This is a genomic window from Neomicrococcus aestuarii (assembly GCF_014201135.1).
Lineage (GTDB): Bacteria > Actinomycetota > Actinomycetes > Actinomycetales > Micrococcaceae > Neomicrococcus > Neomicrococcus aestuarii.
In genome coordinates this window covers 1,757,477-1,783,008 of sequence record NZ_JACHDR010000001.1, presented here as the reverse complement: position 1 = coordinate 1,783,008, position 25,532 = coordinate 1,757,477, and the positions used below count along the sequence as shown (strand labels likewise).

23 protein-coding genes are annotated in these 25,532 nt (G+C 59.9%); 13 read left to right on the top strand and 10 right to left on the bottom strand.

Going from position 1 to position 25,532, the window contains the following annotated elements; genetic code table 11:
- Window positions 1-1,140 (top strand): ABC transporter permease, encoded by a 1,140-nt coding sequence (locus tag HD598_RS07990; protein WP_183665036.1) that lies wholly within the window; start codon window positions 1-3, stop codon window positions 1,138-1,140.
- 3 nt (window positions 1,141-1,143) lie between these two features.
- Here the strand turns inward: HD598_RS07990 and HD598_RS07985 are convergent, their stop codons facing one another.
- Entirely contained in the window at window positions 1,144-1,803 is a 660-nt protein-coding gene (locus HD598_RS07985; RefSeq protein WP_311538990.1) for a GntR family transcriptional regulator, read from the bottom strand.
- A 268-nt stretch (window positions 1,804-2,071) separates the two neighbouring features.
- Here HD598_RS07985 and glyA point away from each other — a divergent pair, with 268 nt between their 5' ends.
- The 6 genes from glyA to HD598_RS07955 all read left to right on the top strand — a co-directional run bounded on the left by glyA (window position 2,072) and on the right by HD598_RS07955 (window position 9,394).
- The gene (gene glyA, locus HD598_RS07980; protein ID WP_183665034.1) at window positions 2,072-3,439 is read left to right on the top strand and encodes a serine hydroxymethyltransferase; all 1,368 of its coding nucleotides are present in this window, start codon (window positions 2,072-2,074) and stop codon (window positions 3,437-3,439) included.
- A 2-nt stretch (window positions 3,440-3,441) separates the two neighbouring features.
- Window positions 3,442-4,662 (top strand): sarcosine oxidase subunit beta family protein, encoded by a 1,221-nt coding sequence (locus tag HD598_RS07975; protein WP_183665032.1) that lies wholly within the window; start codon window positions 3,442-3,444, stop codon window positions 4,660-4,662.
- Between the two features lie 31 nt (window positions 4,663-4,693).
- Window positions 4,694-4,984, top strand: coding sequence for a sarcosine oxidase subunit delta (locus HD598_RS07970; protein WP_071894553.1), 291 nt, complete (start codon window positions 4,694-4,696; stop codon window positions 4,982-4,984).
- A gap of 1 nt (window position 4,985) precedes the next feature.
- Window positions 4,986-7,898 carry a 2Fe-2S iron-sulfur cluster-binding protein gene (locus HD598_RS07965; protein WP_183665030.1) on the top strand — a complete coding sequence of 971 codons (2,913 nt, stop codon included), beginning with the start codon at window positions 4,986-4,988 and terminating at the stop codon, window positions 7,896-7,898.
- Complete coding sequence (locus HD598_RS07960; RefSeq protein ID WP_311538989.1) at window positions 7,888-8,523, top strand: sarcosine oxidase subunit gamma; 636 nt, start codon at window positions 7,888-7,890, stop codon at window positions 8,521-8,523. Before HD598_RS07965 ends, HD598_RS07960 begins: the two co-directional genes overlap by 11 nt.
- A gap of 442 nt (window positions 8,524-8,965) precedes the next feature.
- A complete protein-coding gene (locus HD598_RS07955; RefSeq protein WP_183665026.1) occupies window positions 8,966-9,394 on the top strand; it encodes a VOC family protein in 429 nt (142 codons plus the stop codon).
- Window positions 9,395-9,427: 33 nt separating this feature from the next.
- Here HD598_RS07955 and HD598_RS07950 read toward each other — a convergent pair whose 3' ends face one another.
- The 7 genes from HD598_RS07950 to HD598_RS07920 all read right to left on the bottom strand — a co-directional run bounded on the left by HD598_RS07950 (window position 9,428) and on the right by HD598_RS07920 (window position 16,706).
- Window positions 9,428-10,129 carry an RES domain-containing protein gene (locus HD598_RS07950; protein ID WP_260170701.1) on the bottom strand — a complete coding sequence of 234 codons (702 nt, stop codon included), beginning with the start codon at window positions 10,127-10,129 and terminating at the stop codon, window positions 9,428-9,430.
- Window positions 10,130-10,643: 514 nt separating this feature from the next.
- Window positions 10,644-10,781 (bottom strand): hypothetical protein, encoded by a 138-nt coding sequence (locus HD598_RS07945; RefSeq protein ID WP_183665022.1) that lies wholly within the window; start codon window positions 10,779-10,781, stop codon window positions 10,644-10,646.
- A gap of 115 nt (window positions 10,782-10,896) precedes the next feature.
- The gene (locus HD598_RS07940; protein ID WP_183665021.1) at window positions 10,897-12,105 is read right to left on the bottom strand and encodes a cysteine desulfurase family protein; all 1,209 of its coding nucleotides are present in this window, start codon (window positions 12,103-12,105) and stop codon (window positions 10,897-10,899) included.
- Window positions 12,102-12,974 carry a carboxylating nicotinate-nucleotide diphosphorylase gene (gene nadC, locus HD598_RS07935; RefSeq protein WP_183665019.1) on the bottom strand — a complete coding sequence of 291 codons (873 nt, stop codon included), beginning with the start codon at window positions 12,972-12,974 and terminating at the stop codon, window positions 12,102-12,104. The genes HD598_RS07940 and nadC overlap by 4 nt, the downstream gene beginning before the upstream one ends.
- Window positions 12,971-14,617, bottom strand: a complete 1,647-nt coding sequence (nadB, locus tag HD598_RS07930; protein ID WP_311538988.1) for an L-aspartate oxidase — start codon at window positions 14,615-14,617, stop codon at window positions 12,971-12,973. Before nadB ends, nadC begins: the two co-directional genes overlap by 4 nt.
- Window positions 14,614-15,930, bottom strand: coding sequence for a quinolinate synthase NadA (gene nadA / locus HD598_RS07925; RefSeq protein WP_183665017.1), 1,317 nt, complete (start codon window positions 15,928-15,930; stop codon window positions 14,614-14,616). The genes nadB and nadA overlap by 4 nt, the downstream gene beginning before the upstream one ends.
- Complete coding sequence (locus HD598_RS07920) at window positions 15,927-16,706, bottom strand: NUDIX hydrolase (RefSeq protein ID WP_183665015.1); 780 nt, start codon at window positions 16,704-16,706, stop codon at window positions 15,927-15,929. Before HD598_RS07920 ends, nadA begins: the two co-directional genes overlap by 4 nt.
- A 352-nt stretch (window positions 16,707-17,058) precedes the next feature.
- Between HD598_RS07920 and HD598_RS07915 the strand changes: the two genes are divergently transcribed.
- Both HD598_RS07915 and HD598_RS07910 read left to right on the top strand, forming a co-directional pair.
- Complete coding sequence (locus HD598_RS07915) at window positions 17,059-17,430, top strand: hypothetical protein (RefSeq protein WP_183665013.1); 372 nt, start codon at window positions 17,059-17,061, stop codon at window positions 17,428-17,430.
- A 6-nt stretch (window positions 17,431-17,436) separates the two neighbouring features.
- On the top strand, window positions 17,437-18,117 hold the full coding sequence (locus HD598_RS07910; protein ID WP_183665011.1) for an RES family NAD+ phosphorylase: 681 nt from the start codon (window positions 17,437-17,439) through the stop codon (window positions 18,115-18,117).
- Window positions 18,118-18,140: 23 nt separating this feature from the next.
- Here the strand turns inward: HD598_RS07910 and HD598_RS07905 are convergent, their stop codons facing one another.
- Both HD598_RS07905 and HD598_RS07900 read right to left on the bottom strand, forming a co-directional pair.
- Window positions 18,141-19,283: a lipid II:glycine glycyltransferase FemX gene (locus HD598_RS07905; protein WP_183665009.1), complete on the bottom strand. Its 1,143-nt coding sequence runs from the start codon at window positions 19,281-19,283 to the stop codon at window positions 18,141-18,143.
- 67 nt (window positions 19,284-19,350) lie between these two features.
- The gene (locus HD598_RS07900; RefSeq protein WP_311538987.1) at window positions 19,351-20,919 is read right to left on the bottom strand and encodes a long-chain-fatty-acid--CoA ligase; all 1,569 of its coding nucleotides are present in this window, start codon (window positions 20,917-20,919) and stop codon (window positions 19,351-19,353) included.
- 153 nt (window positions 20,920-21,072) lie between these two features.
- Between HD598_RS07900 and HD598_RS07895 the strand changes: the two genes are divergently transcribed.
- The 4 genes from HD598_RS07895 (at window position 21,073) to HD598_RS07880 (ending at window position 25,513) form a co-directional block, all read left to right on the top strand.
- Window positions 21,073-21,384, top strand: coding sequence for a metal-sensitive transcriptional regulator (locus HD598_RS07895; protein WP_071894541.1), 312 nt, complete (start codon window positions 21,073-21,075; stop codon window positions 21,382-21,384).
- Between the two features lie 17 nt (window positions 21,385-21,401).
- Complete coding sequence (locus HD598_RS07890; RefSeq protein WP_260170516.1) at window positions 21,402-21,746, top strand: heavy-metal-associated domain-containing protein; 345 nt, start codon at window positions 21,402-21,404, stop codon at window positions 21,744-21,746.
- Window positions 21,747-21,776: 30 nt separating this feature from the next.
- Window positions 21,777-24,134, top strand: a complete 2,358-nt coding sequence (locus HD598_RS07885; RefSeq protein WP_183665007.1) for a heavy metal translocating P-type ATPase — start codon at window positions 21,777-21,779, stop codon at window positions 24,132-24,134.
- Window positions 24,135-24,244: 110 nt separating this feature from the next.
- Window positions 24,245-25,513, top strand: a complete 1,269-nt coding sequence (locus HD598_RS07880) for an exonuclease domain-containing protein (RefSeq protein WP_183665005.1) — start codon at window positions 24,245-24,247, stop codon at window positions 25,511-25,513.
- Window positions 25,514-25,532 lie beyond the last annotated feature (19 nt).

The following is a 25,532-nucleotide window of genomic DNA, read 5'->3' as shown; positions in this document are numbered from 1 at the left end:
ATGCTTTCGCTCAAATCCGTGCTCAGACGATGGCGCCGAAACCTCATCTCGCTGATCGTGACGGCGGCTGGAGTAGCTGCGCTGGTGGTCCTGCCATCCATGTCCATTGGCTCATCGGAAGCGGTGTCTAACCGATTAGATGAAGCTACCAGGAGTCGCATCACTGTCCTCCTACCGTGGGAAACCTGGGAAAGAACCGAGCAATCGTTGATAACACCGCTGAAAAACTCGTCAGCCATTACTGACGCAGGCACATTGGTCAAACCTGAACGGATGTCCACTTCTGTGACAGTCAGCAATGACAAAGTCAGCGATCAATCCGTTCAATCGACGGCGGGAATTGCAACACCCAGCGGCCTACGCACGGCAAAAGTTGCAGTGCGCTCAGGAGGCATCGGTGCGGATTCTGTGATCTCCAACCTCCCCCAGGCTGTCTACGTTGGGTCGCGAATCGCTATGGAACTGAGCTACTCAAACGTGGCCTCAGGCGGCCTGGTCATCGATGGGGTCAAATATTCCGTTCTTGGAATAGTTTCGAGCGAAGAGGCTTGGATTTCAGCGAGCGTGCTTTTCACACCAGCCTCGGCGCAAACGGCGGGACTGACCCCCAACCAGCGAGAACTTACGGTCGCCACTTCAGGCGAAGTAACTGAGAAGCTTAAAAAATGGATTGCCACCGCCGTCTCCCCTGAGAACCCGGAAGCCGCCACCGTGCTGAGCGCCCCCAGCGCTCAAGAGCTCAGGGCTGAAATCTTGGAACGCGGAAATAGCCTCACCACACTGATCGCGATCATCGCAGGCGTCACCGGTTTCTTGACCTTGGCCGCAACGACTTTTGCATCGCTCACGGAACGCCGCCGCGAGATGGGACTTTATCTAGCCTTGGGCTATGGAACCCGCTTTGTGGCAAGCCAAATTGTTGTTGAAGGCATGATCGTAGGATTCCTCGGCGGACTGACGGGCTTCCTCGTGGGCACCGCCATCGCCGGCACCATTAGTGCTTTCAGCTTTCCGCTGTTCTTCTTACCGCCAATCCTTCTTGGCCTTCCTTTAGCGGGCGGCGTACTTGGCTTCTTGAGCGCACTCTTACCCGCGCTGGCTGCCACCAGAGTCGCTCCCAGCGAATTGTTGCGGGATTAGACATCAAAGCGCGCCGCGCATCGCCATTTCAAAGTTGTGCACGTGATCGCGCACTAGCCGCTCGGCTTCCTCGGCGTCACCCGAGGCGATAGTGCGTAGCAAGGTGGAGTGCTCGCGCACGTGCTCCCCCACGGAGGGCAGGCGGTCAAACACCATGACCCAAATGCGCGTCACCAGATTGTCCAGGCGCACTAACGGTTCCTCCAAATGCGGATTATCCACGGCGCTGTAGATCATCCGATGCACGGCAAGGTCATATTCTAAAAGCTCGCGGTTGGTCATCGATTCAATGTCCAGCGCTTCAATCTGTTCCGCTTTTTCCAACAGCCGCTTGCGCACAGCCGCCGGTGCATTCGCGGCCGCTTTGGCCGCAGCCAGTGGTTCCAACGCCCGGCGCACATCGGAAATAGACGCCAGGTCCTTGATATCCACCGCGGTCGCAAAGGTACCGCGCCGCGGATAGGACACCACCAAGTGGTCAACTTCCAGCTTTTTGAGCGATTCACGAATGGGTGTACGCCCAATTCCCAGTTCGGCGGCGAGCGCACCTTCGTTGATGGGCGAGCCTGGCGCGATCTCCAGCATCACGAGCCGGTCCCGCAAAATGTTGTAGGCGCGCTCAGCGAGCGAGACATATTCGCCCGTTTCGTCTGCAGTTTTCACGGGAAGCCCTTCCGCGGGTTGGTTGCTTGTTCCAGTGCACTCGTGGGTTACTTTTCCCTAAATTACGACGACGCTGGCTTGCGTTCCAGCCCACCCACAGCTTCGTGAGCGGTGTCATATTTCAGTTTAAAGATGCGGGGTATTGACCCCTTGTGACCACCACCATACTATGGTCTCACAGTTGATGTATCAGTTGACGACGAATCGTTGATTTTTAGATCACCTCCAGGAATTCACGAACATTCTCACGAACGCTCAAAGGAACCTCATGACGGAACAGTCCGCTACGCAGGGTGCTACCGCTACCCTTGCCAACGTCCTCAACGAGGATCTTTCCCAGCTTGATCCACAGATTTCTGGGTTGATTGATCTAGAACTACAGCGCCAGCAAAACACGCTGGAAATGATCGCCTCTGAAAACTTCGCGCCCTTCGCAGTGATGCAGGCACAAGGAAGTGTCCTCACCAACAAGTACGCCGAGGGCTACCCCGGAAAGCGCTACTACGGTGGTTGCGAATACGTGGACCAGATCGAAACCATTGCGATCGATCGCTTGAAGGAACTGTTTGGCGCAGAATTTGCGAACGTTCAGCCGCACTCCGGCGCTCAGGCAAACGCTGCCGTCATGCACGCGCTCATCAAGCCCGGCGACACCATCTTGGGCCTGAACTTGGCGCACGGCGGCCACTTGACGCACGGCATGAAGATCAACTTCTCCGGACGTTTGTACAACGTTGCGGCCTACGGCGTGAGCGAAGACACCCACACCATCGACATGGATGAAGTGGAGCGCATCGCCAAGGAGAGCGAGCCCAAGCTCATCATCGCCGGCTGGTCCGCGTACCCTCGTCAGCTGGACTTCGCTCGTTTCCGCGAAATCGCGGACTCGGTGGGCGCGTACCTCATGGTGGATATGTCCCACTTCGCCGGACTCGTAGCAGCAGGTTTGCACCCCAACCCGGTTCCTTTTGCACACGTCACCTCCTCTACTACACACAAGACCCTCGGCGGTCCTCGCGGCGGTGTGATCCTCACGAACGATCCGGACATCGCGAAGAAGATCAACTCTGCAGTGTTCCCAGGTCAGCAGGGCGGACCGCTCGAGCACGTCATTGCTGCTAAGGCTGTGGCCTTCGGTGTCGCGTTGGGCGAAGGCTTCAAGGAACGTCAGGAGCGCACGTTGCGCGGCTCCAAGATTCTGGCCGAACGCTTGAGCCAGCAGGACGTCCAGAACGCGGGCATCTCCGTGCTCACGGGCGGCACGGAAGTTCACTTGAACCTCGTGGACTTGCGTCACTCCGCTCTTGACGGCCAGCAGGGCGAAGACCTTTTGCACGAGGTCGGGATCACCATCAACCGCAACGCGGTTCCATTTGACCCACGCCCACCCATGATTTCCTCGGGCTTGCGCATCGGTACGCCGGCGCTCGCAACCCGCGGATTCGACGACGACGCTTTCCGCGAAGTCGCCGACATTATTGCCCTCGCCTTGGTGATCGGCGCTCAGCGCGCTGCTGCCACCGAAGGGGACAACACCGCCGCTAGCGACGCGACGAACGAACTCGATTCTCTTCGTACCCGCGTGCGCGAACTCGCTCAGCGTTTCCCTCTGTACCCACACCTCACGAAAGGCTAGAGATGGATCAGCGTCATCTTCCGGAACACCCGGACTTCTTGTGGAGCAACCCTGAGCCAAAGAAGAGCTACGACGTCATCATCATTGGTGGCGGCGGACACGGCATTGCAACTGCTTACTACCTAGCCAAGAACCACGGCATCACCAACGTGGCCGTCCTCGAAAAGGGCTGGCTCGCTGGCGGCAACATGGCCCGCAACACCACCATCATTCGCTCAAACTACTTGTGGGATGAATCGGCAGCGATCTACGAGCACTCTCTCAAGCTATGGGAAGGCCTCGAAGAAGAACTCGGCTACAACATGTTCTTCTCCCAGCGCGGCGTCATGAACCTCGCGCACACTCTTCAGGACGTTCGCGAATCGGTGCGTCGTGTGGAGGCCAACCGCCTCAACGGCATCGATGCAGAGTGGATTGACCCTAAGCAGGTCAAGGAACTGTGCCCCATCATCAACATCAACGATGACATCCGCTACCCCGTCATGGGCGGAACCTACCAGCCACGCGCTGGCATCGCGAAGCACGACTGGGTGGCCTGGGGCTACGCTCGCCGCGCGTCCGAACTCGGTGTAGACCTCATCCAGAACTGCGAAGTCACCGGCTTTGTCAAAGACGGCAACAAGATCACCGGCGTGAAGACCACCCGCGGCACCATCAACGCCGGCAAGGTGGCTCTTGCCGCAGCCGGCCACACCTCGGTGTTGGCTGACATGGCAGGCTTCCGCGTTCCAATCCAGTCCCACCCACTCCAGGCACTGGTCTCCGAACTGCACGAGATCATTCACCCCACCGTGGTGATGTCCAACCACGTGCACGTCTACGTCTCCCAAGCTCACAAGGGCGAACTCGTCATGGGTGCTGGCGTTGATACCTTCAACGGTTACGGCCAGCGCGGTTCCTTCCACGTGATCGAACACCAGATGTCCGCTGCTGTGGAGCTGTTCCCGGCCTTCGCTCGCGCTCACTTGTTGCGCACCTGGGGCGGAATCGTGGACGTCACCATGGACGCTTCGCCGATCATGGGCAAGACGCCGGTGGACAACATGTACATCAACTGCGGCTGGGGCACCGGCGGCTTCAAGGGTGTACCTGGCGCGGGTTGGGCGTACGCGCACACCATCGCGAACGATTCGGCTCACGAGACGAACTCCGCGTTTGGCCTCGAGCGTTTCGAGACCGGAGCCCTCATCGACGAACACGGCGCAGCCGCCGTCGCCCACTAGTGGTCACTACTAAGGATTAACAGGAGCAATCATGCTGATCATCGAGTGCCCATTCTGTGGGCCACGCAATGAAACGGAATTCCACTACGGCGGACAGGCACACGTTGCCTACCCCGAAGATCCCTACGCGCTGAGCGACAAAGAATGGGCCGAGTACCTGTTCTACCGCGAGAACCCCAAGGGCGAATACGCCGAACGCTGGAGCCACTCCGCTGGCTGCCGCAAGTGGTTCAACGCGATTCGCGACACTCGCACGTATGAGATCTCCGCGACGTACAAGGCCGGAGAATCTCGCCCCACTTCTACCTCTGCAGGAGCCTGACATGACCGCTCAGAACAACCGCTTGGCAAGCGGCGGCGTCGTCAACCGTGACGCTGCCCTCTCCTTCACCATTGACGGCCAGTCTTTCACCGGTTTCGCCGGAGATACGGCAGCGTCCGCGTTCCTCGCCTCCGGCAACATTCGCGTAGGCAACTCGATCTACTTGGGTCGCCCTCGCGGCGTCCTCTCAGCAGGCGTGGAAGAACCCAACGCCTTCGTCATGGTCAAGGGCAGCCACAACGAATCGATGATCCCAGCCACCAGCCTCGAGCTTGAAGACGGCATGGAGCTGTTGTTCCAGGACGGCATCGGCACTTTGGATCAGCGCAAAGACACCGCCGAGTATGACAAGAAGCATGTCTTCACCGACGTCCTCGTGATCGGTGCCGGACCTGCGGGCCTCGCCGCTGCGAGTGCCGCAGCGAAGACCGGCCAGCGCGTCATGATCCTCGAGCAGGACTTCGCCCTCGGTGGCGATCTCCTCTCGGCTAACGCTGATGAGACCGTCAACGGCCAGTCCGCCGCTGACTACCTTGCAACCGTTTCTGCCGAACTTGAAGCAGCCGCAAACGTCACGGTGCTGACCCGTACGTCGGCGTTCGGCTCCTATGACAACAACTATGTGATCGCCCTCGAAAAGCGCGTCGCCACCAACCCCAACGCATCCCGTCAGCGCTTGTGGCACATCACCGCCAAGCGCGTGGTGCTCGCGGTGGGCGCTATGGAACGCCAGATCGTGTTCGCAAACAATGACGTCCCCGGCGTCATGCTCGCCTCCGCGGTGCGCACCTACATCAACCGCTACGGCGTCCTTCCGGGCAAGAACGCGGTGGTCTTCACCACCAACGATTCCGCTCAGGCAACGGTTCGTGCGCTCGAAGCGGCCGGCGCTACCGTCACGGTAGTGGACGCCCGCAACGGCGAAGCCGTGGTGGACGTGACCTCCAACGGTGACCGCGTGACCTCCGTGACCATCGCCCCGATCAACGAGCTCGGCGACATCACGGGCGAAACCCGCGAAGTTTCAGCAGACCTCGTAGCCGTCTCCGGCGGTTGGAGCCCCACGGTCAACCTGCACAGCCAGCGCCAGGGCGTCATGCACTGGAACAACGAGCTCGCCGGCTTCATCCCAGAACCAACCGTCAAGAACCAGACCCTCGCTGGCTCCGTCAACGGCACCTACTCGCTCGAAGCGAGCATCGCCGAAGGTAAAGCAGCGGGCGAAACGGAAGCTGCGTCGTCGTCCTCCATTGAAGACCGCATCCGCATCGCCGGCACCACCCTCCAACTGTGGAGTGTGGCCGCGCCAAACGGCGAATGGGACCAACACTTCGTGGATCCGCAGCGCGACAACACCGCCAAGGACATCCTGCGCGCAACCGGCGCGGGCATGCGATCTATCGAGCACGTCAAGCGTTACACCTCGATTTCCACGGGCGTGGATCAGGGCAAGATCGGTGGCGTCAACACCATCGGCATCCTGACCCGTTTGCTCAAGGGCGAGGACGCTCGCGCTATCGCCGCAGGTCAGCCCGGACAGGACGCCTCCGGTGGCGCCGAATCCGGACTCATCAACGACGGCGGCGAAGCAACCGAAGCCAAGCCAAAGCCAGTGGCACCAGGCCTCTTCGGAACCACCACGTTCCGCGCACCGTTCACCCCAGTGGCATTCGCAGCCCTCGCGGGCCGCAGCATCGGCGAACTCTACGACCCCGCCCGCACCACCGCCGCCCACTCGTGGCACGTGGCCCACGGCGCCAAGTTCGAGGACGTAGGACAGTGGAAGCGCCCATGGTTCTACCCGCAGGGCAACGAAGACATGGACCAGGCCGTGGCGCGCGAATGCATCGCAGCCCGCGAATCCGTGGCCATGATGGACGCCTCCACCCTCGGCAAGATCGAGATCCGCGGCAAGGATGCGGCCGAATTCCTCAACCGCATGTATACCAACCCGTTCCTCAAGCTGCCCGTCGGCAAGGCCCGCTACGGCATCATGTGCTCCCCTGACGGCATGATCTTTGACGACGGCGTGACCCTGCGCCTGGCCGAAGACCGCTTCTTCATGACCACCACCACGGGCGGCGCCGCGAAGGTCCTGGACTGGCTCGAGGAGTGGTCCCAGACCGAATGGCCAGAACTGGACGTCTTCTTCAGCTCCGTCACCGAGCAGTGGGCAACTACCGCCGTGGTGGGACCGAAGTCCCGCGAGGTCATCGCCAAGCTCGCCCCAGGACTCGACGTCTCCAAGGAAGGCTTCGGCTTCATGGAGTTCCGTGAAACCGTCCTGGCGAGCGGCATCCCGGCCCGCATTTGCCGCATCACGTTCTCCGGCGAACTCGCCTACGAAGTCAACGTGCCCACCACGTACGGGCTCAAGGTGTGGGAGGACATCGTCGCTGCCGGCGAGGAATTCAACATCACCCCGTACGGCACCGAGACCATGCACGTGCTGCGCGCCGAAAAGGCATACCCGATTGTTGGGCAGGACACCGACGGCACCGTCACCCCGCAGGACTTGAACATGGAATGGATCATTGGCAAGAACAAGGAATTCGTTGGAAAACGATCCTTCGCTCGCCTCTCCCACACGGACCACGTGCGCAAGCAGTGGGTTTCCGTGCTCCCTGTGGACAAGACCTTGCGCTTGCCAGAAGGCACGCAGATTGTCCGCAAGGAAGATCTTGGCTCCTACGACGGCACCGGGCTTCCGTCCGCGCCGATCCCGATGGTGGGTCACGTGACCTCTTCCTACGATTCCCAAGCACTCGGCCGAACCTTCGGCTTGGCGCTGCTCAAGGACGGTCTCAACCTGATTGGTACTCAGTTGGTGGCATCGTTCGATGGCCGCTTCGCAGGCGTCGAAGTTGGCAATACCGTTCTCTTCGACCCTGAAGGAGCTCGCCGTGACGGCTAACACCCTTTCCCTCGCACCACACCAGGTCCAGCCATCCGCTGAGGTGCTCGCGTTCCGCGTGAGCCCAGCGGCTCACTTGGCGCAGCGGTTGTCAGAAGGTTCTTCTGAGGCAGTTTCCCTCAAGGAGGTGCCTTTTGCTCAGCTCGTAGGGCTCCGCGCGAAGGACGACGACGCACGCTCGGCTTTGGAGGCCGTCCTCGGTGCCGCTTTGCCCACCACTGTTGGCGCTCGCGTGGCTCTCCCAGCTGGAGGTTCCGTGGTGTGGCTTTCCCCTGACGAGTTCTTGGTCATTGCCCCCGATGCCGCTCCTGGCGAGGAACTGTTGTTCTCTCGTTTGGAAACCGCGTTGGGTTCCTTGTCCGGTCAGGTGCTTGACCTCTCGGCCAACCGCACCATCTTGGAGCTCTCGGGTGAATTCGCTCGCGACGTTCTCGAAAAGACCATCCAGCTGGACCTCCACCCGTCCGTCTTCCCAGTGGGCTACACCGTCCAGACGCTGTTGGAAAACACGGGCATCATCCTCTCCCGTACGGAAGAGAACACCTGGCAGGTCCTCCCCCGAGCATCTTTCACCGTGCACATCGCCGGTTGGTTGCTCGATGGAATGCGTGAGTACGCGAACTAGCGCTTCTCACTCCTGAAACCGGGGGACGCGTGTTGCTGTGGGGTGCGCGCGTCCCCTTTTCATGCCCTTTTCGCCTCGGCCACGTAAATCTGTCGCATGGAGCCTCGCCATTCGCCTGTGCCAGTCGCCTCTTCGTAGCAATCCTTGCGTCCACGTATTGAACGTTGCATGACCACCGGCCACACGGCCCGGCGCACCTGCCGCAAGGGCTGCGTCGTCGTACTGAATGTTGCGCCGAACAGCGCTTCCGGGCCCCTCGAAGGGGCCGCCCACAATCCACATGTAGCTGCAGTTGCATGATCGTCGTCTCCGCACCGACGATCACGCAACACGAGCTACGCCTAGCCGCTGGAACTCAGCTTCACGCCTCTTCCCACCGTCCCATCCGAGTGGAAGACTCGAGCGTGCACCCACCATCGATGAAGAAGTAAAGGTGACGACCATGGACCGCATGATTTTTGTGAACCTCCCACGCCGCGACGCAGCGGCGACGGATGCGTTCTACGCAGCGCTCGGCTTTGAGAAGAATGAGATGTTCTCTCACGAGAACGCCACCTCGTGGAAGCTTTCGGAGCAAATCTTGGTGATGTCCCTCAACGAGGACTTCTACAACTCGTTCCTTGTCAACGGGGACAAAGCGTCCTTCGGTGAGGGCACCAAGCAGATGCTCAACGCTATCTCGGCCGAGTCAGAGGCAGAGGTGGACCAGTTCGTCGCCAACGCAACGGCTAACGGCGGCGCTATTTATCGGCCGGCGAAGGCTGACGCGCCCGGCATGTACTCGGCCGCGATCGTGGATCCGGACGGGCACGTGTGGGAAATCGTCTACATGGACATGAGCGCCTGGGCCGAGGGTAACGAGGCACAGTAGCTGGCGACTAAGACAGCTAGAGATTGATCCAGACTAGACAGTAATAAGCCCCAATTGCTTGATTGCCGCGACTAATTCAGGCATTTCCCGGTCCACTGGAACTGTCTGAATGTCGGTTACCAACCGGCTGCGTTCACCGTCCTCGGGACGTTCGAATATCGCCCATAAAACTAAATCGTCACCGTGCCGCGAACGGAAATTAATACCGTCGCAAAAGTTAGACGTGCCTTTCTCAGACTTCTTCCACAGAAACTCGGAGACTGATTGAGTCAGAGACCGCTGTTCCGGGTTCTTCAACGCTGAGGCGTCAAAATCTTTCAACCCGTGAATTACCCGCGCTTGTTCTATGAAGTGTGAGTAAAGTTCAGCAACAGTTGCCGAGGCGGTGATATCAACAAATCTTCCGGCCAGCTGAGCTGACCCTGCAAGTCTCTTGCCACACCATTCGTCGATGTCTATATGACCGGGGGTTACAGTGGGCCATTCTTTGGCGTCCTCTTCATTTTCAAGAATCTCATCAAGTTCTTCCGCCAAGAATTCGTCGGGCCTCAGGGGTGCAAGGAGCTCTACGAAACACGCGTACAAGCTTTCGCCAGCGTAGACAGTTCGATAAAGCTTGGCAGTCAAAGAATCCCAGCGCCCGTTAAACCGACCTTCCGATCCAGCCCATCGCCATCCGGCCCAGGCCCAAGGTTCCGGCGGAAAGCCAACCCTCCATACCCACCCTTGGGCCATCACGATCTTCATCCGAGACGCGCAAACGCTCGGGCGGCGTCTAAGATGTCACGCTCTCTCTCGGCCGTAGCGCCTTCTCTGATGAGCCGTGCGGGTGCCTGATCTTGAAGATGCGGGTTCATTCCCTGAAACCAGTTCTGAGTAATGCGTTCACCGTTGCTTTCACGCACCAATTCGGCCACGTGGTATGTGAAACGCATTGAGGCTTGGGTGGCCTGCGACGGCACCCTTTTGCCTTCACACCACTCTCGTACCGCCCGAGTCTCGCGCACGTTCCCTATGTACGCGACGAGTTTCGCACCCAAGATCTTGGTGAGTTCTTGCATGAGCTCAGGGAATTCCAGGCGAATAGAATTTTGATACGCGTTGATTCCAGGTGAAGCGGTCTGTCCCATACGCCAATTATGGCCGCTCTAGCGATCAATCACCAGTAAAATAACCTGTGAATCACATACTAAATCACAGTTTATATCCCAACATAGCTGGTTTCCGTCCGTCCCAAAAACGCGTGAGATCAGAGTTTTTTGGACTTCTCCGCAGTGCGCTCCTCGACGGGCGTTTTCCAGCCGATGATGAACTGGCGGACACTCAACGCCAAAACGGCAACGATCACAACAGCCATAGCTATGACCACGTACTGCCAAACTTGCATGGAGATCACCTAGCTGCCGATGGGATATGAATTGGCCCTACTCTTTTGAGACTACGCGTCGACTCGACAAAAGGTGAGACTTTTGACCAGCTTTCGTTTCATCCCGAAAAGTTCGTCATTTCTGGCGCAGATTCGCTAAGTGAGCAATCGACTCCGAGAGCAGGTTCGCAGCGCGTTCGAGGTCTTCGGAGGTGATGGTTGAGGGCAAAGTGAAGCGGACGACCGTTCGGGCATCGTCTTCGCTGATTCCCAGGGCGATCAGCACGTGACTTGGGTCTGTGGATCCGGCCGCGCAGGCTGAGCCGGACGAGCAGATAACTCCTCGGCGTTCGAGTTCCAGCAACACGGATTCGCCATTGAAGCCAGAGAAGATGAAGGACACATTGTTCGGCAGACGGTTACCCTCAGCTGGTTCGAGTCCAGTAAGAACCACCGAGGGCACCAGCTCGCGGACGCGCGAAATGAAGCGATCACGCATGGCGATCATGTCCGAAACGCGTGAAAGTCGCTCGGATTCGGCGAGTTCCAGCGCAGTAGCCATTGCCACGGCGTTGGCCACGCTCACGGTTCCAGAACGCAGTCCTCGTTCTTGGCCGCCACCGCTCATGACCGGCTCAATCTGCGCGGAGCGGGAAACATACAAAACACCGCAACCCTTGGGCGCCCCGAGCTTGTGCCCCGAAATGCTCAACGCATCAACCCCAAGCTCCGAAACCTTCAACGGCAACCAGCCGGCCGCCTGAACGGCATCGGTATGAAAGAGTGCGCCGTGCTGGTGTGCAATCGCGGACAAGGCCGCGATGTCCTGCACGGTTCCTACCTCGTTGTTGGCATACATGATGCTGACAAGGCCTTTTCCGCCCCATGACACCAAGCGGGACTCGAGCGCATCAGCGCTCACAACCCCCGAAGAATCCACGGGCAGCACAGAAACATCAACGCCGTGCCAACGCTCCAGATATCGCGCCGATTCCAAGACGGCTGAGTGCTCAATCGCGGACACCGCAACGTGAACCTGACCCGCTCCTGCGTCCACAGCTCCGGACCCACCAGCGTTCAGCGCCTGACCCACCATCGGCAACACGAGTCCCTTGATGGCCAGATTGTCCGATTCCGTTCCACCAGAGGTGAACACCACTTCGGACGGACTGCACCCCAAAACCGAAGCCACGCGAGCGCGGGCATCGTCGAGCCCGTCCAAAGCACGAGCCCCGAGTTCGTGGTGCGAGGCCGGGTTCCCAAATTCCCCGGTCAGGTATGGCCACATCGCCTCGAGCACTTCGCGCCGCACCGGGGTGGTGGCCGCGGCGTCCAGGTAGATCACGAAATCACCACGTCAAGCCCAATATCCAGATTGGACACCGAGTGCGTGAGCGCGCCGACGGAGATGACATCAACGCCGGTCGCCGCAATATCAGCCACGGTGGAAAGGTTCACGCCGCCGCTGGCCTCCACCAGCGCACGCCCGCCAATCAGCGCCACGCCTTCGCGCAGCTCTTCCACGGTGAAGTTATCCAACATGATGGTGTCCACACCGGCATCCAGCACGAACGGGATCTGTTCCAAAGAATCCACTTCCACCTCAAAGTGCGTGGTGTGCCCCAGGCGTTCGCGCGCCGAACGCAGCACCGACGTCAGCTTCGAAGCGTCGCCCCCGGTCAGCACGGCGAGGTGATTGTCCTTGGCCATCACGGCATCGGACAGGCTGAAGCGGTGGTTCCGCCCACCGCCGCATCGCACGGCGTAGCGTTCGAGTTCGCGCAGCCCTGGCGTGGTCTTGCGCGTATCCACAATCCGTGCGGCGGTTCCCGCGGTCAACGCCACATATTGTGAGGTCAGCTGGGCAATCGCGCTCATGCGTTGCACCAAGTTCAGGACCACGCGCTCCGCGGTCAGCAAGGAACGCGCGTTTCCGCTCACTCGCGCGAGCACCGCTCCGGCGTCGAAAGCGGCGCCTTCTGGCACCAAGAGCGAGACCTCAGCGGCGTCGTCGTGCATCAAGAATCCCGCGTTAATGACGGGGCCGCCGGACATCACCCCGGCCTCGCGGGCGCGCAGCTCGGCGGTCGCGCGGGCGTCGGCGGGGATGAGCAAGAGCGAGGTCAGGTCGCCGCTCGGCGCATCCTCGGCGTACGCGTTCTCGAGGACGCGCCGGATGGCGGCAGGTGCCAGCGGGATGGGTTCTAGGGTCACGATGCAGTCCTTTCCGCGAACGCCAATTCATGCGTTGACGTGCGGTTTTCTTCTTTGAGTACGACGCCGGAGCTCACCCAGGTGCCACCCTTGCGGGAGTCTTGGCGGTAGTGTGCGCCGAGTGATTCTTCGCGGGCGAGGGCCGATTCGGCGAGGAGTAGTCCGAGGGTTCGGAGGTTGTCCGCGGCTGCGTCTTCGCCTGGGGTGTTCGCGAGGAGTTTGCGGATGCGGTTGAGTCCGGCCGCATCTCGGATGATGCCGGCGTCTCGCTCCATGGCGGCCTGGACGTCTTCACGCGTGAGCGAATTGATGGACGCCGAAATCTCCGAGGATGAGGCGGCAGGAATCGACACTTCGCGCGGTGCTGGCCGGGAGGAGGCAGCGCCGCGGAAAACGCCTGCGTCCAGGGAGTCGTGAGCACCAGAAAGCGCGTGCTCCACGGCGCGCTCGGCGAAGACCACGCCCTCCAGCAGAGAGTTCGAGGCCAAACGGTTCGCCCCATGAACTCCCGTGCAGGCCACCTCGCCCACCGCATACAGACCGGGCACGCTCGTGGCGCCGTTCAAGTCCGTGGCCACGCCGCCCATCCAATAGTGGGCCGCGGGGCTGATGGGAAGGAGTTCGCGGGTCCAGTCGAAGCCCGCGGCTCGGGTCATGGCATCCAGTGTCGGGAAACGTTGAGCTAGGAAACCCTTGCCGCGCTCGGCCTCAATCGCGGTAGCGTCCAGGAACGCCGCGCCATTCTCGCGTTCGGCGCGCGCATGCAACGCCAAGGCTCGGGATACCGCATCGCGCGGAGCCAACTCACCCAGCGAGTGATACTCCTGTACAAAACGCTTCCCGCGAGCATCGCGAATCACGGCGCCTTCACCGCGCACGGCCTCGGACACGAGCTGCGAAGACACCGATCCGTCCGCGCCTTGCACCGTCAACACTGTGGGGTGGAACTGGTAGAACTCGAGGTCTTTCAAGATCGCGCCGGCACGCGCGGCCAACAGGACGCCGTCGCCGGTAGCCACGGATGGGTTCGTGGTGTGAGCGAACAATTGCCCAGCCCCGCCTGTGGCGAGGATGACTGCGGAGGCGAGCAGGCGTCGTCGTACTCCGGTAGAAGACAAGTACTCAACGCCCGTCACCGCGCCGGAATCCAGCACCAAAGAACCAACTTCAGCGCCCTCAATCACGCGCAATCGCCCCTGATCAGCAAGGCTTTTCGCAGTCGCCACCAGGGCGGAGGTGATGCCGCGGCCGGAGGCGTCGCCGCCCACGTGGAGGATGCGCGGAAAACTGTGCGCGGCCTCGAGCGTGAGCAAATAGCGGCCGAACGCGTCCCGATCAAAGGGCACGCCGCGCGCCACCAGCTGATCCACCGAGTCCGCGCCGCCAGCGCAAATCTGTCGCACAGCGGCGGGCAGCCCGTGCATCGAACCGGCAGACAGCGTGTCCTGCACATGGCTCTCCACGGAATCGCCCGGGGACCGTTCGCCCTCGCGCAGCACGGCGGCGTACCCGCCTTGGGCCATCATCGAGTTCGAATCCTCGAGCGCCGCCTTGGTCAACAGCGTGACCTCGGCGCCGCGTTGCACGGCGGAGATCGCGGCGCTCAGCCCGGCAACACCGCTGCCGATCACCAAAATGCTCACGGCTTGGCCGCCAACATGCGCTCGAGCGCGATCTTCGCGGTCGCGGAGACGTGCGGATCCACCGAGATCTGGTTGCGCACTTCGCCGTCAACCAAGCCTTCAAGCACCCAGGCAAGGTAGCCCGGGTGGATGCGGTACATCGTGGAGCACGGGCAAATCACCGGGTCCAGGCAGAAAATAGTGTGCTGCGGATACTCATTCGCGAGACGGTTGACGAGGTTGATCTCGGTGCCGATCGCAAACGTGGTGGGTTCCGTCGCGGCCGCGATGGCCTTACGGATGTAGTCCGTGGAGCCATATTCGTCCGCGGCGTCCACGACCTCCATAGGGCATTCAGGGTGCACGATCACTCGCACGCCCGGGAATTCAGCGCGGGCCTTCTCAATCTGGGAGACGTTGAAGCGCTTGTGCACGCTGCAGAAGCCGTGCCACAAAATCACGCGCGAATCCTGCAGTTCGTCCTCGGTGTTTCCACCGAGCGGCTTGCGCGGATTCCACATGGGCATCTGCTCAAGCGGCACGCCCATGGCCTTGGCGGTGTTGCGACCCAAGTGCTGGTCCGGAAAGAACAGCACGCGCTGCGCACGATCAAACGCCCAGGTCAGCACGGTTTCTGCGTTCGAGGACGTACACACGATTCCGCCGTGCTCGCCACAGAATCCCTTGAGCGCGGCACTGGAATTCATGTAGGTCACGGGGATGACGGGGACCTTGCCGTCCGCGTCCGGCTCAGTGCCAAACTGTGCCTCAAGCTCCGCCCACGCCGCCTCGACGGAATCGATGTCCGCCATGTCAGCCATGGAGCAGCCGGCCGCGAGGTTCGGCAGGATCACGGCCTGCTCCGGGGTGGAGAGAATGTCCGCGGTTTCGGCCATGAAGTGCACGCCGCAGAACACAATCGCTTTCGCATCCGGCTTAGTCAGCGCCGCATTTGCGAGCTGGAAGGAGTCGCCCACGAAGTCCGCATACTTCACGACTTCGTCACGCTGATAGAAGTGCCCCAGTACGACGACGCTGTCCCCCAGCACTTCCTTGGCTTTCAGAATGCGCTGGTCCAGTTCTTCGTCCGTTGCGTCCTTGTACTCTTGCGGGAGCTGGCCCTGTCGCGGGGTTTCCTTTGGTGCGACGTCAGCCATCGAGGCGCCCGGACCGTAGGTGGGCATGCCCAGCTTGTCCGCGAGGGCATCGAATTCCCACGGTCCCTGATTCAGGTCCGTGGAGCAGGTCTGCGGGGCGAAAGAGCCTGCGTTGTTGCGCTTGAGCTCTGCTTCTTCGCGAGTGATGAGCTTGATGGAGGTAGCGACGGATGTCATGTGGTGCTCCTGGAAGGGGAACCGAGCCCACGGGGGCCGGTGTATTTGAATAGTTTCGGTGGTCTATGACGGCCGCCGCTTTGGAAGAGGTCTGTCTCTTCGAGGGTGTTGCTGGCGAGCATGTCTCGCCGGAAATTGGCTTTGTCGAGGGTCTTATTCAGGACGGCCTGGTGGACTTCTCTTAGCTGGGCGAGCGTGAAGAGTTCGCCCAAGAAGTGGTAGCCGGCTTGCCCGTGCTCCACCTTGTTGCGCAGGCGCCATAGGGCGTAATCCACGATTTCGCGGTGGTCGAAGGCGAGTTCTTCGGGGCAGCCGTCAGCCGGTTCCGCGGGATGCCACTCGACGTTATGGCGTGCCTCGAAATCCTCGGGGAAGTCAGAGTCCCGCACGAGCGCCCAGTACACAATGGACACCACGCGGTGCGCTCCAACATCTTTGTGCTGCGCTCGTTGGAGTCCACCGAAGGCGTAGAGCTGTTCAAGGTAGGCGGGTTCGATGCCCGTGGTCTCTTGCAGGTTCCGGCGGGCTGCACCTTCGAGCGATTCGTCAGCCCGGAGTGGACCCCCGGGGAGCGCCCACAGGCTCAAGAAGGGTTCCCGAACGCGCTTGACGAGCGGTAGCCACAGTCCAAGTTTTCCGTCTTCTTTGGGCCGAAGCGCGAAGATCACGGTGGAAATGGCCAGTTGGGGCTGGAGGTGTTCGCGTTCGGAAATGTTGGCGGCGGGGATGGTGCCCACGTTGCCAGCGGCAACGAACGGTTCGCCGAAGAGACTCATTCGCGCCCTTCCTCTCTGCGATCTACCGGGGCTATCTGCAATGAAAGCCCCTCGTGAAGTCTCCAACCTTCGTTATAGTCAGATTGACTATAACACCACTTACTGTGATGTTCGCTTGAAGCTTCTCGAAGTCGGCAGATAATCAATGGTTCAGAAGTAGGTGCAACGCGCTGGAAACAACTTGAGTGTCCGCATTCGCTCAAAACACGATCAGATTCGATTCATTTTTGTGTCATTTGAGACTCACAGGGCATTGATTTGGCCGTCAGATGAGCGTAAGTTGAGGAAACAGGTACGGCCTGCCCAACAATGAGGCCACGCAGATAGACCGTACAAGCAAAGGAACCCCACCATGAGCAGCACCATCCAGACGGAAAGGGCTATCCACCATCAGGTCACCCAGATTGGGATTGCTGACATCGTCGCGTATTTGCTGAGCAATTTAGGACCAACCATGACAACGGCTCTAGCAGGTAAGTCACTGCAGACCATTCGTCGATATGCGAAGGGCGCCCTAGATGTTCCCGAAACGGCCGAAAAACAACTGCGGGATGCCTATCACGTCTTCACTTACCTTGCACAGGTAGACAGCCCAGCAACCGTAAGGGCCTGGTTCATGGGAATGAACCCCCAACTTGATGACAAGTCGCCCATCGAAGAGCTTGTCGGTGGCCACCCTAGCGATGTGCTGGCCGCCGCAAAGGCATTTGTAACGGGAGGATAAGGTCCGGTGGCACCTGAAGCGGAACCAGCATTGATAGCCAATCCTCAAAAGGTTGTGAGAATAACAAGGACTATTGACCCGCTTGCTTATTCCAGAGTCGGTGCTGTGGAAGCTAGAAAAGCTAAGCAGGGGAATCGCTTTGACGTACCTGGCGGCGGTGTACTTTATGCGGCTACCCTCGATGCAACCTGCATCCATGAGGTCTGCTCAAGATTTCGGCCGAGCGCCTTTTACAGGTCACTCAATATCTCACTTGACGAACAAGAGGGATTCAGCAACGAACTCCCCGAGGACTGGCGGCTCAACCGTAGGTTCTACGATCTAGAAATATCCACGGACTTACCATTCGTGGATATTCGCCATCCGAAAACGTGGAAGTGGCTCGACGAGCGACTTCCCGGGGTGCTCTTTCAGCGGAAGCTCGATCATTTCGATGCCGAGCACGTTTACAGTAGCGATCGAAGCCTAACCCGCCAGCTGGCCGGTGAAATCTACACAGCTACCGATGCCAAAGGTCCGCGTTTCGCAGGAATTCGCTATATATCCCGCTTGAACAACGGTGAGTGTTGGGCGATATTCGAGCATAAAGAGTATGTCAATGTCTCCGAAGCTGGCGTCCGGTCTATCGAAGTAAACCACCAGGACCTTGTTGCTTGGTCCGAAATGTGGTCAGTAACTATTAAATAGAGTTCTTAGCGGCCGGCGAACCCCTACTTCCCCCGCCGCTTCATGTAGAGCTCGTACGCGGTGGTGAACACCTTGTTGAGCGTCAGATCCCATTCGCCGAGCGTTTGGACAACATCGCAGCCAAGGGTGGTCTTGAACAGCGTCAACCCGGCCAAGTGGTGCTCCTTGGAAAGCGTTGCGGAGACGCCACCCTGATCCAAGAACGCGCATCCTTCGGCCACGGAATCGGTGATCATGCGGTGCATCAATGCCTTTGGGGCAAACAGTTTGCGCTCAACGGCGGACGAAGCGCCGTAGACGTACCAGGCACCCTCTCCGGAGTGCACGCGTATCGCGGCCGCCAAGTCCACGCCCTCGTGCGAAGCGATGTACACCGTGCACGTTCCGGGCTTGTGGTTGTTCAGCGCCGCGAACATGTTCTCAAAGTAAGACTGTGGGCGGCCGGTGAACCCGTCGCGCTCGGCGGTCTCGCGGTACAAGGTGTGGAAGCGGGCGATGTCGTCGTGCGAACCCACGGTCACATCCAGCGGACCCGATGCAGCCTTACGCGTTTCGCGGCGCGCGTTCTGGTTCATTTGCCCCAAAACACCGTCGACGTCCAGCTGGGCTCCGTCGTCGTCCACTAAAGGAATCCGAGCCTGAAATTCTGGCTGCCCCACCGTGAAATCTTCGCCAGCTTCTTCTTTCCGCCAGCCGGCGGCGCGCAAGGAAGCGGCCACAAAATCGGCTCGCGGTGATGCGAAAGCCTCGGGGAGCTCGGAAATGAGCGCCGCGGAACCTTGAGAGAGCGCCTTGCGAACATCCGCAGCCTTCCAGGAACGGCGGATCAGCGGCGCCCCCATCTTGACCATAAAGACGCGGTTCTTCTTGAAGTGCGACACCATCGGCTTGAGGAATTCCTTGAAATCCTCGTTCTCCCAATCAAAAACTGGGCCTTCGGGAAGGTACGCGAGCGTGTACTTCACCACGGGAACCGGGCGGTGCAGGACCAGCGCAGACCCTACCAACGCGGAATCGCGGAACCACCCCAGATACTCGGCGCGCCATTCCTTCTTCACCTCAGCCCACGCGGGCAATTGGAGGAAGGACGAGCGCGGGTGCTGCTCGAGGTGAGCGCGGTGCTCGGAAGCGGTAATGGGACGCACGGAAACAGAAGAGGCACTCACCTTCCCAGCCTACCAACGGGAAGCGCTGGGCTGCGGGAGTACACAGTACGACGACGCCTCGTGGCGCTCACTCTGCGTGTCGGGCGACGAGCTCACGCTTCAGAATTTTGCCGCTAGGACCCAGCGGGAATTCGGGCATGAGCTCCACGATGCGCGGGTATTTGTAGGCGGCCAATTGTTCTTTCGCGTAGGCGAGGATTTCCTCAGAGGTGACCGCGCTGCCTTGAGATACCACCACGGCCGCAACAATTTCTTGCCCTTGGATCTCGTGAGGGACGCCGTAGACCGCAACGCTCACGATCTCCGGGTGCTTGGACAGCACTTCCTCGACTTCGCGCGGGTACACGTTGTAGCCATTGCGCAGGATCATGTCCTTCTTGCGGTCCACAATGGTGAAGTAGCCGTCTTCGTCCTCGGTGCCTAGGTCACCGGTGCGGAACCAACCGTCCACCACGGCTTCCGCGGTTGCCTCTGGTCGGTTGAGGTACCCCTTGAACAGGTTGTGTCCGCGGATGACAATCTCTCCGAGTTCACCGAGGGGCAACAGTTCAATCGAGTCCATAACTTCTGGCCGAGCAATGCCCATCTGGATGCCCCACACGGGTTGGCCAATGGTTCCTGGGCGCGGCGGGACGCCTACGTGATTGAAGCTTGCTACCGGCGACGTTTCGGTGAGTCCGTAGCCTTCATGAATGCTCACGCCGAAAACTTCCTTGAACTTCTCGTGGACGGCAACCGGCAGGGCCGCGCCACCGGAAACGCCGTAGCGAAGGTTCTTGGAGCGCTTCGGGTTGGTCTTGCTCTCTTCGAGCATCGCCATGTACATGGTGGGGACGCCGAAGAACAGGTCGATGTCATGCTTTTCCAGCAAATCTAGGGCCGCGGCACCGGAGAATCGAGGGCAAAGAACCACGGTGCAACCGGCGCGCAGTCCGGCGTTGAGAACTACGGTCTGCCCGAACGTATGAAAGAGCGGGAGGCCGCCGAAGATCTTGTCTCCACGCCTCATCTCGAACGTACTCGTTAGCAACACGGAGGTCTGCTCTACGAGTGCGAGGTGGCTGCCGAGTGCACCCTTCGGCTGGCCGGTAGTGCCGGAGGTGTAGAGAATCGTGGCGGTCTGGTCCGGGCGGCACGGCTCGTAGGTGGCGACGGGCTCGGCGGTTTCTGCGAGCGCTTCAAGCCGCGCGAATTCGGTGGCACCTTCGGGCGCCAACACCGTGAGGACCGTGGCTTCGGCCGCGGCCGCGCCTGCCGCGCCCTGCTCCAGGAGAGGAGCCGCGCAGATCAACGTCTTCGCGCCGCTGTCCCGCAGCACGTACTCGATTTCGCGGCCCTTGAGCAAAGCGTGAATGGGGACCACGATTCCGCCGAGCGCCAGAATCGCGTAGTACACGCGGGCGAAGTCAGGAACATTTGGGATCAGCACGGCAACGGGCACTCCCGGACCCACTCCTTGAGCCTTCAGCGCGCCGGCGTAGCGCCGGGTCTGCTCCCACAGTTCGCGGTAGGTGATCTGCTGGTCATCCACCACAATGGCGATGTCGTTCGGGAATCTTTTCGCGGATTCGAAAACGATCGACGCTACCGAGATGGTGGAGAAGGATTCATTTGCAGAATTCGAAGAAGCAGTCACCGGGTGTCCATTCGTGAAAAGCTGTGAGGCGGGTCACCCGAAAGCGTGTCATGGTTCTCAGTTTCAAGTCAAGAAACTGAGTTCCATGCGCCGCGAGCGAACCGATAGCGCCCACAATTGCCCAACCATACCCACTGGGGGTATATTCGCTCTATGGACCAGCACGAGACCACCTATGGCTATACCGAAAACAAGGACGCCCTCCTCAAGCGCCTCAAGCGCATTGAAGGGCAAGTCCGCGGGGTCGCGCGCATGGTTGAAGAGGACAAGTACTGCATTGACATCCTGACTCAAATGTCAGCGATCAATGCGGCACTTCACAAGGTCTCGCTGGGACTCGTCAACGATCACATCGGTCACTGCGTGGTCAACGCCGCGCAAGCCGCAAACGAGTCCGGGGATATGACCCAGCTTGAAGAAAAGATCGACGAAGCCACGGCCGCCATCGGTCGCTTGTTGCGATAACCCTGAAAGAGTTACCCATGAACCTACTTCCTGTCACCAACAATTCATCGTGCAGCTGCTGCTCCCCCAAGGGCGGCGACGAGCACGGTAGCAGCTCGGCCACTATCAATCTCAGCAATTCTCAGGAGAACACCATGAGCGAGTCCCTCAAAGTCAGCATTGACGGCATGACGTGCGGCCACTGCGTCGCATCCGTTACGGAAGAAATTTCCTCCATTGAAGGCGTCGAGAAGGTCGATGTTGACCTGAACGCCGGCGGAATTTCGACCGCAACCATCACTAGCTCGAAGCCGATCGACGAAACCGCAGTCGGCGAAGCTGTTGCGGAAGCTGGCTACACGCTAGTTTCCAACAACGGCTAGTCACAGCACTTTTACCTTAGAAGGGACATCATGGAACGGGTCGTCGAGCTCGATATTCAAGGGATGACGTGCGCATCCTGCGTTAATCGGGTGGAGCGAAAGCTCGGGAAGCTTCCGGGCGTGGAGGCGACAGTTAACCTGCCGCTCGAATCCGCGCGGGTGACGGTTCCCGATGAGGTCACGGACGCGCAGTTGCTGGAGACAGTTCAGGCTGCCGGCTATCAGGCCTCGCTCAAGGCACCTCTTCATGCCCAGTACGACGCCGCAGCTCACCACGGTGAGCACGGTGCGGACACGGATCCTTCGATGGATAACGACGCCGAGGCTCCGCAGGATCACGTGAACCATATGGGTAAGCGTGGAACTGCGGAGTACTTGAAGCCACGGTTGATTGTGGCTGCGGTTTTCACCGTTCCGTTGTTCATTATTTCCATGATTCCTGGAATGCAGTTCGCCAACTGGGGCTGGTGGGCCTTCGCGCTTGCTACCCCCGTGGTGCTGTGGGCGGCCTGGCCGTTCCACCGCGCCACCTTGGTGAATGCGCGTCACGGTGCGTCCACGATGGACACATTGGTGTCCTTGGGTGTTGCCGCCGCGTACCTGTTCTCGGTGTGGCAATTGCTACGCGATCCGGGAATGACGTCCCATGCCCACTTCGGCATGGCCATGGACATGTCCCAGCACCAGTTGTACTTCGAGACCGCGGGCGTGATCACCACGTTCCTCTTGTTGGGCCGCTATCTTGAAGCCCGCGCGAAGACTCGTGCCGGAGATGCTTTGCGTGCACTGTTGGATCTTGGTGCTAAAGAGGCGAATGTTCTGCGCGATGGCAAGGAAGTTCGCGTTGCCGCCACGTCTCTGGTTCCCGGGGATCTGTTGGTTGTTCGCCCTGGCGAGAAGATCGCGACGGATGGCTATGTGGTGGAAGGCAATTCCGCGATCGATACTTCTTTGGTGACAGGCGAGTCCGTTCCGGTGGAAGTCGGCCCAGATGAAACCGTCACCGGGGCCACCATCAACACCTCTGGCCGACTGGTAGTTCGCGCCACCCGCGTTGGCGCAGACACCACTCTGGCCTCGATGGCACGCTTGGTCTCGGAAGCTCAAACCGGTAAATCCAAGATCGCCCGCTTGGCCGATCGCATTTCGGGCATCTTCGTACCGGTGGTCATTGGCATCGCACTGCTGACCTTCGTGCTGTGGTGGCTAATTGGCGGGGAGCTGGAACCTGCTTTTGTGGCCGCCGTTTCCGTGCTGGTCATTGCCTGCCCGTGCGCTCTTGGCCTTGCGACCCCCATTGGCTTGCTGGTGGGAACCGGCCGAGGCGCACAGCTGGGCATCCTTATCCGCGGACCAGAGGTTCTCGAGGACACCCGCACCGTCAACACTGTGCTGTTGGATAAGACCGGAACCATCACTGAGGGCAAGCTATCTGTTTCTTCCGTGATCGCTTTCGGCGGCGCCTCCCGCACCAAGCTCGTGGCTCTGGCCGCAGCCGCGGAACAAGGCTCCGAACACCCCATCGCCAAGGCGATTGTGGATCATGCCGCCGCGCTTCGTTCCGAAGGAAAGCTGGAAGATCTCCCCACGCCACAGACGTTTGAGTCGTCCGCGGGTGGTGGCGTGAAGTCTCGCGTCCTTACCCCTGCGCGCTGGCACTCCGGCACCCCCACCGGGGTGGATGTCTTAGTGGGCCGACCCTTGTTCTTGATGCAGCAAAGCATCATCTTCGGCAAGGATCAGCTCGAATCCTTCACGGAGGCTCAGGAAAAGGGTGAGACCGTGGTGGCTCTTGCCGTGGGCGGTAAAGCTCTCGGTTACATTAGCCTCCAGGACACCATCAAGCCGTCGTCAGCCGCGGCTATCGCGGAGCTCAAGGCGATGGGCCTTCGTCCCGTATTGCTGACCGGCGACAACAAGGCCGTTGCCGAGAAGGTTGCTGCTGAAGTCGGTATTGCCCCCGAGGACGTCTTCGCGGATGTGCTTCCTGAAGGCAAGGTGGAGTCCGTCAAGCACTTGCAGGCTCAAGGGTCCGTGGTTGCAATGGTGGGCGATGGCGTGAACGACGCCCCCGCGCTGGCTCAGGCAGACCTTGGAATCGCCATGGGCTCGGGCACGGATGTGGCCATCGAAGCCGCGGACATCACCTTGATGGGCAATTCGCTCACCCAGGTAGCTCAGTCCATCGCGCTGTCCCGGAAAACGTTGTCCACCATCAAGACCAACCTGTTCTGGGCCTTCGCCTACAACACGCTCGGTATTCCGATCGCCGCCTTCGGCTTACTCAACCCCATGATCGCCGGCGCCGCCATGGCTGCGAGCTCAGTCCTCGTGGTGTTGAATTCGTTGCGTTTGCGCGGATTCGCTCGGAACCAAGAAGCCAAGTAACAACTAGTCATTTAGGGTTTACCCTCTTCAATCCCCCTGGATGGTCCCTTAGATTGAAAGCGGATGACGCTGGCTCATCCCACAATTTCAGGCACTTTCCAGGGGGAATTTTGTTTAACGGACACTTCGTCGTGGTGGATACGGAAACCACGGGACTTTTCCCTGGAAAACACGACCGCATCGCCGAAATTGCGGTGGTAACTCTGGACCGCTCCGGCGAAGTGGTGGATCGCTGGGAAACACTCGTCAATCCTCAACGCGACCTCGGCAAGCAGTCGATTCATGGCATCTCCGCTCGCGATATCCTCAGCGCACCTACTTTCGAGGACATCGTGGACGAGCTGGAATGGCGCCTATCGGGAAACGTAATTGTGGCTCACAATCTGTCCTTCGATGCACGCTTCCTCGACGCGGAATTCCACCGTGCCGGCACCCCTTTGCCTCAGTACTACTTGAACAGCGGCATGTGTACCATGCGGATGGTTCACCGTTACCTTGAAGGCGGCGGACGTTCACTGCAAGACTGCTGCGACGCCTTTGATATCACGCTAGATCACGCGCATACCGCCGGAAGCGATGCCCTTGCCGCGGCAACTCTCCTGTCTCGCTACCTTGAGTTGGACCCGGATCTCCCAGAGTGGGATGCTGCTCTCTCTGGTGCCGTTTCTGGATCGTGGCGCTTGAGCGAGCCTCGAGAAATCATTAACCCGGTCCTCCGATCGGAATTCTCCGGATCAAGGCCACAGCATTTCTTGGACCGAATCGTTAACCGACTGCCCGAATTCAAGGGACCTGCCGAGCACGAAAACTATCTCGCGGTCCTCGACCTTGCACTTGTGGACCGAGTTCTCTCGGCGCATGAAGAACAGCAATTGGTGTCAGTAGCTAACGATCTGGGCATCGGGCAAGAGGAAGCTAAAGCCCTTCACCACCGATACTTCCAAGACCTCGTTCAGGCGTGCTGGCAAGACGGGGTGCTGACGGAGGATGAAACCTCAGATCTCTACCAAGTGGCGAACTTGCTGCAAATTGATCTGACTACGGTGCATGCTGCTCTCATCAAGCCGAAGAACACCGTAGTCTCGTCAGCCCAATCCGCAGAGTCACCATCTACTACGACCGCCTCGCACAGCGGACGCTTTTCACTTGAACCGGGCACTCTTGTAGTTCTTACTGGCGAAATGCGAGAGCCACGGGACTTCATCGAAACGAAGCTTCGCGATGCAGGCTACGTACCTCACAGTGGAGTTACGAAAAAGGTGGGACTGCTAGTCGCAGCCGACCCCGACTCTTTGTCAGGTAAGGCAAAGAAGGCTCGCGACTACGGCATTCCCGTGGTCAGCGAGGACTATCTATGGAATCAGGTTCTGAGTCGATAACCCCGCAAAACACCGGACA

Coding starts and splice junctions, on each gene's coding strand:
- HD598_RS07990 (WP_183665036.1), top strand. CDS start 1: ATGCTTTCGCTCAAATCCGTGCTCAGACGATGGCGCCGAAACCTCATC.
- glyA (WP_183665034.1), top strand. CDS start 2,072: ATGACGGAACAGTCCGCTACGCAGGGTGCTACCGCTACCCTTGCCAAC.
- HD598_RS07975 (WP_183665032.1), top strand. CDS start 3,442: ATGGATCAGCGTCATCTTCCGGAACACCCGGACTTCTTGTGGAGCAAC.
- HD598_RS07970 (WP_071894553.1), top strand. CDS start 4,694: ATGCTGATCATCGAGTGCCCATTCTGTGGGCCACGCAATGAAACGGAA.
- HD598_RS07965 (WP_183665030.1), top strand. CDS start 4,986: ATGACCGCTCAGAACAACCGCTTGGCAAGCGGCGGCGTCGTCAACCGT.
- HD598_RS07955 (WP_183665026.1), top strand. CDS start 8,966: ATGGACCGCATGATTTTTGTGAACCTCCCACGCCGCGACGCAGCGGCG.
- HD598_RS07950 (WP_260170701.1), bottom strand. CDS start 10,129: ATGGCCCAAGGGTGGGTATGGAGGGTTGGCTTTCCGCCGGAACCTTGG.
- HD598_RS07945 (WP_183665022.1), bottom strand. CDS start 10,781: ATGCAAGTTTGGCAGTACGTGGTCATAGCTATGGCTGTTGTGATCGTT.
- nadA (WP_183665017.1), bottom strand. CDS start 15,930: ATGACATCCGTCGCTACCTCCATCAAGCTCATCACTCGCGAAGAAGCA.
- HD598_RS07920 (WP_183665015.1), bottom strand. CDS start 16,706: ATGAGTCTCTTCGGCGAACCGTTCGTTGCCGCTGGCAACGTGGGCACC.
- HD598_RS07915 (WP_183665013.1), top strand. CDS start 17,059: ATGAGCAGCACCATCCAGACGGAAAGGGCTATCCACCATCAGGTCACC.
- HD598_RS07895 (WP_071894541.1), top strand. CDS start 21,073: ATGGACCAGCACGAGACCACCTATGGCTATACCGAAAACAAGGACGCC.
- HD598_RS07890 (WP_260170516.1), top strand. CDS start 21,402: ATGAACCTACTTCCTGTCACCAACAATTCATCGTGCAGCTGCTGCTCC.
- HD598_RS07885 (WP_183665007.1), top strand. CDS start 21,777: ATGGAACGGGTCGTCGAGCTCGATATTCAAGGGATGACGTGCGCATCC.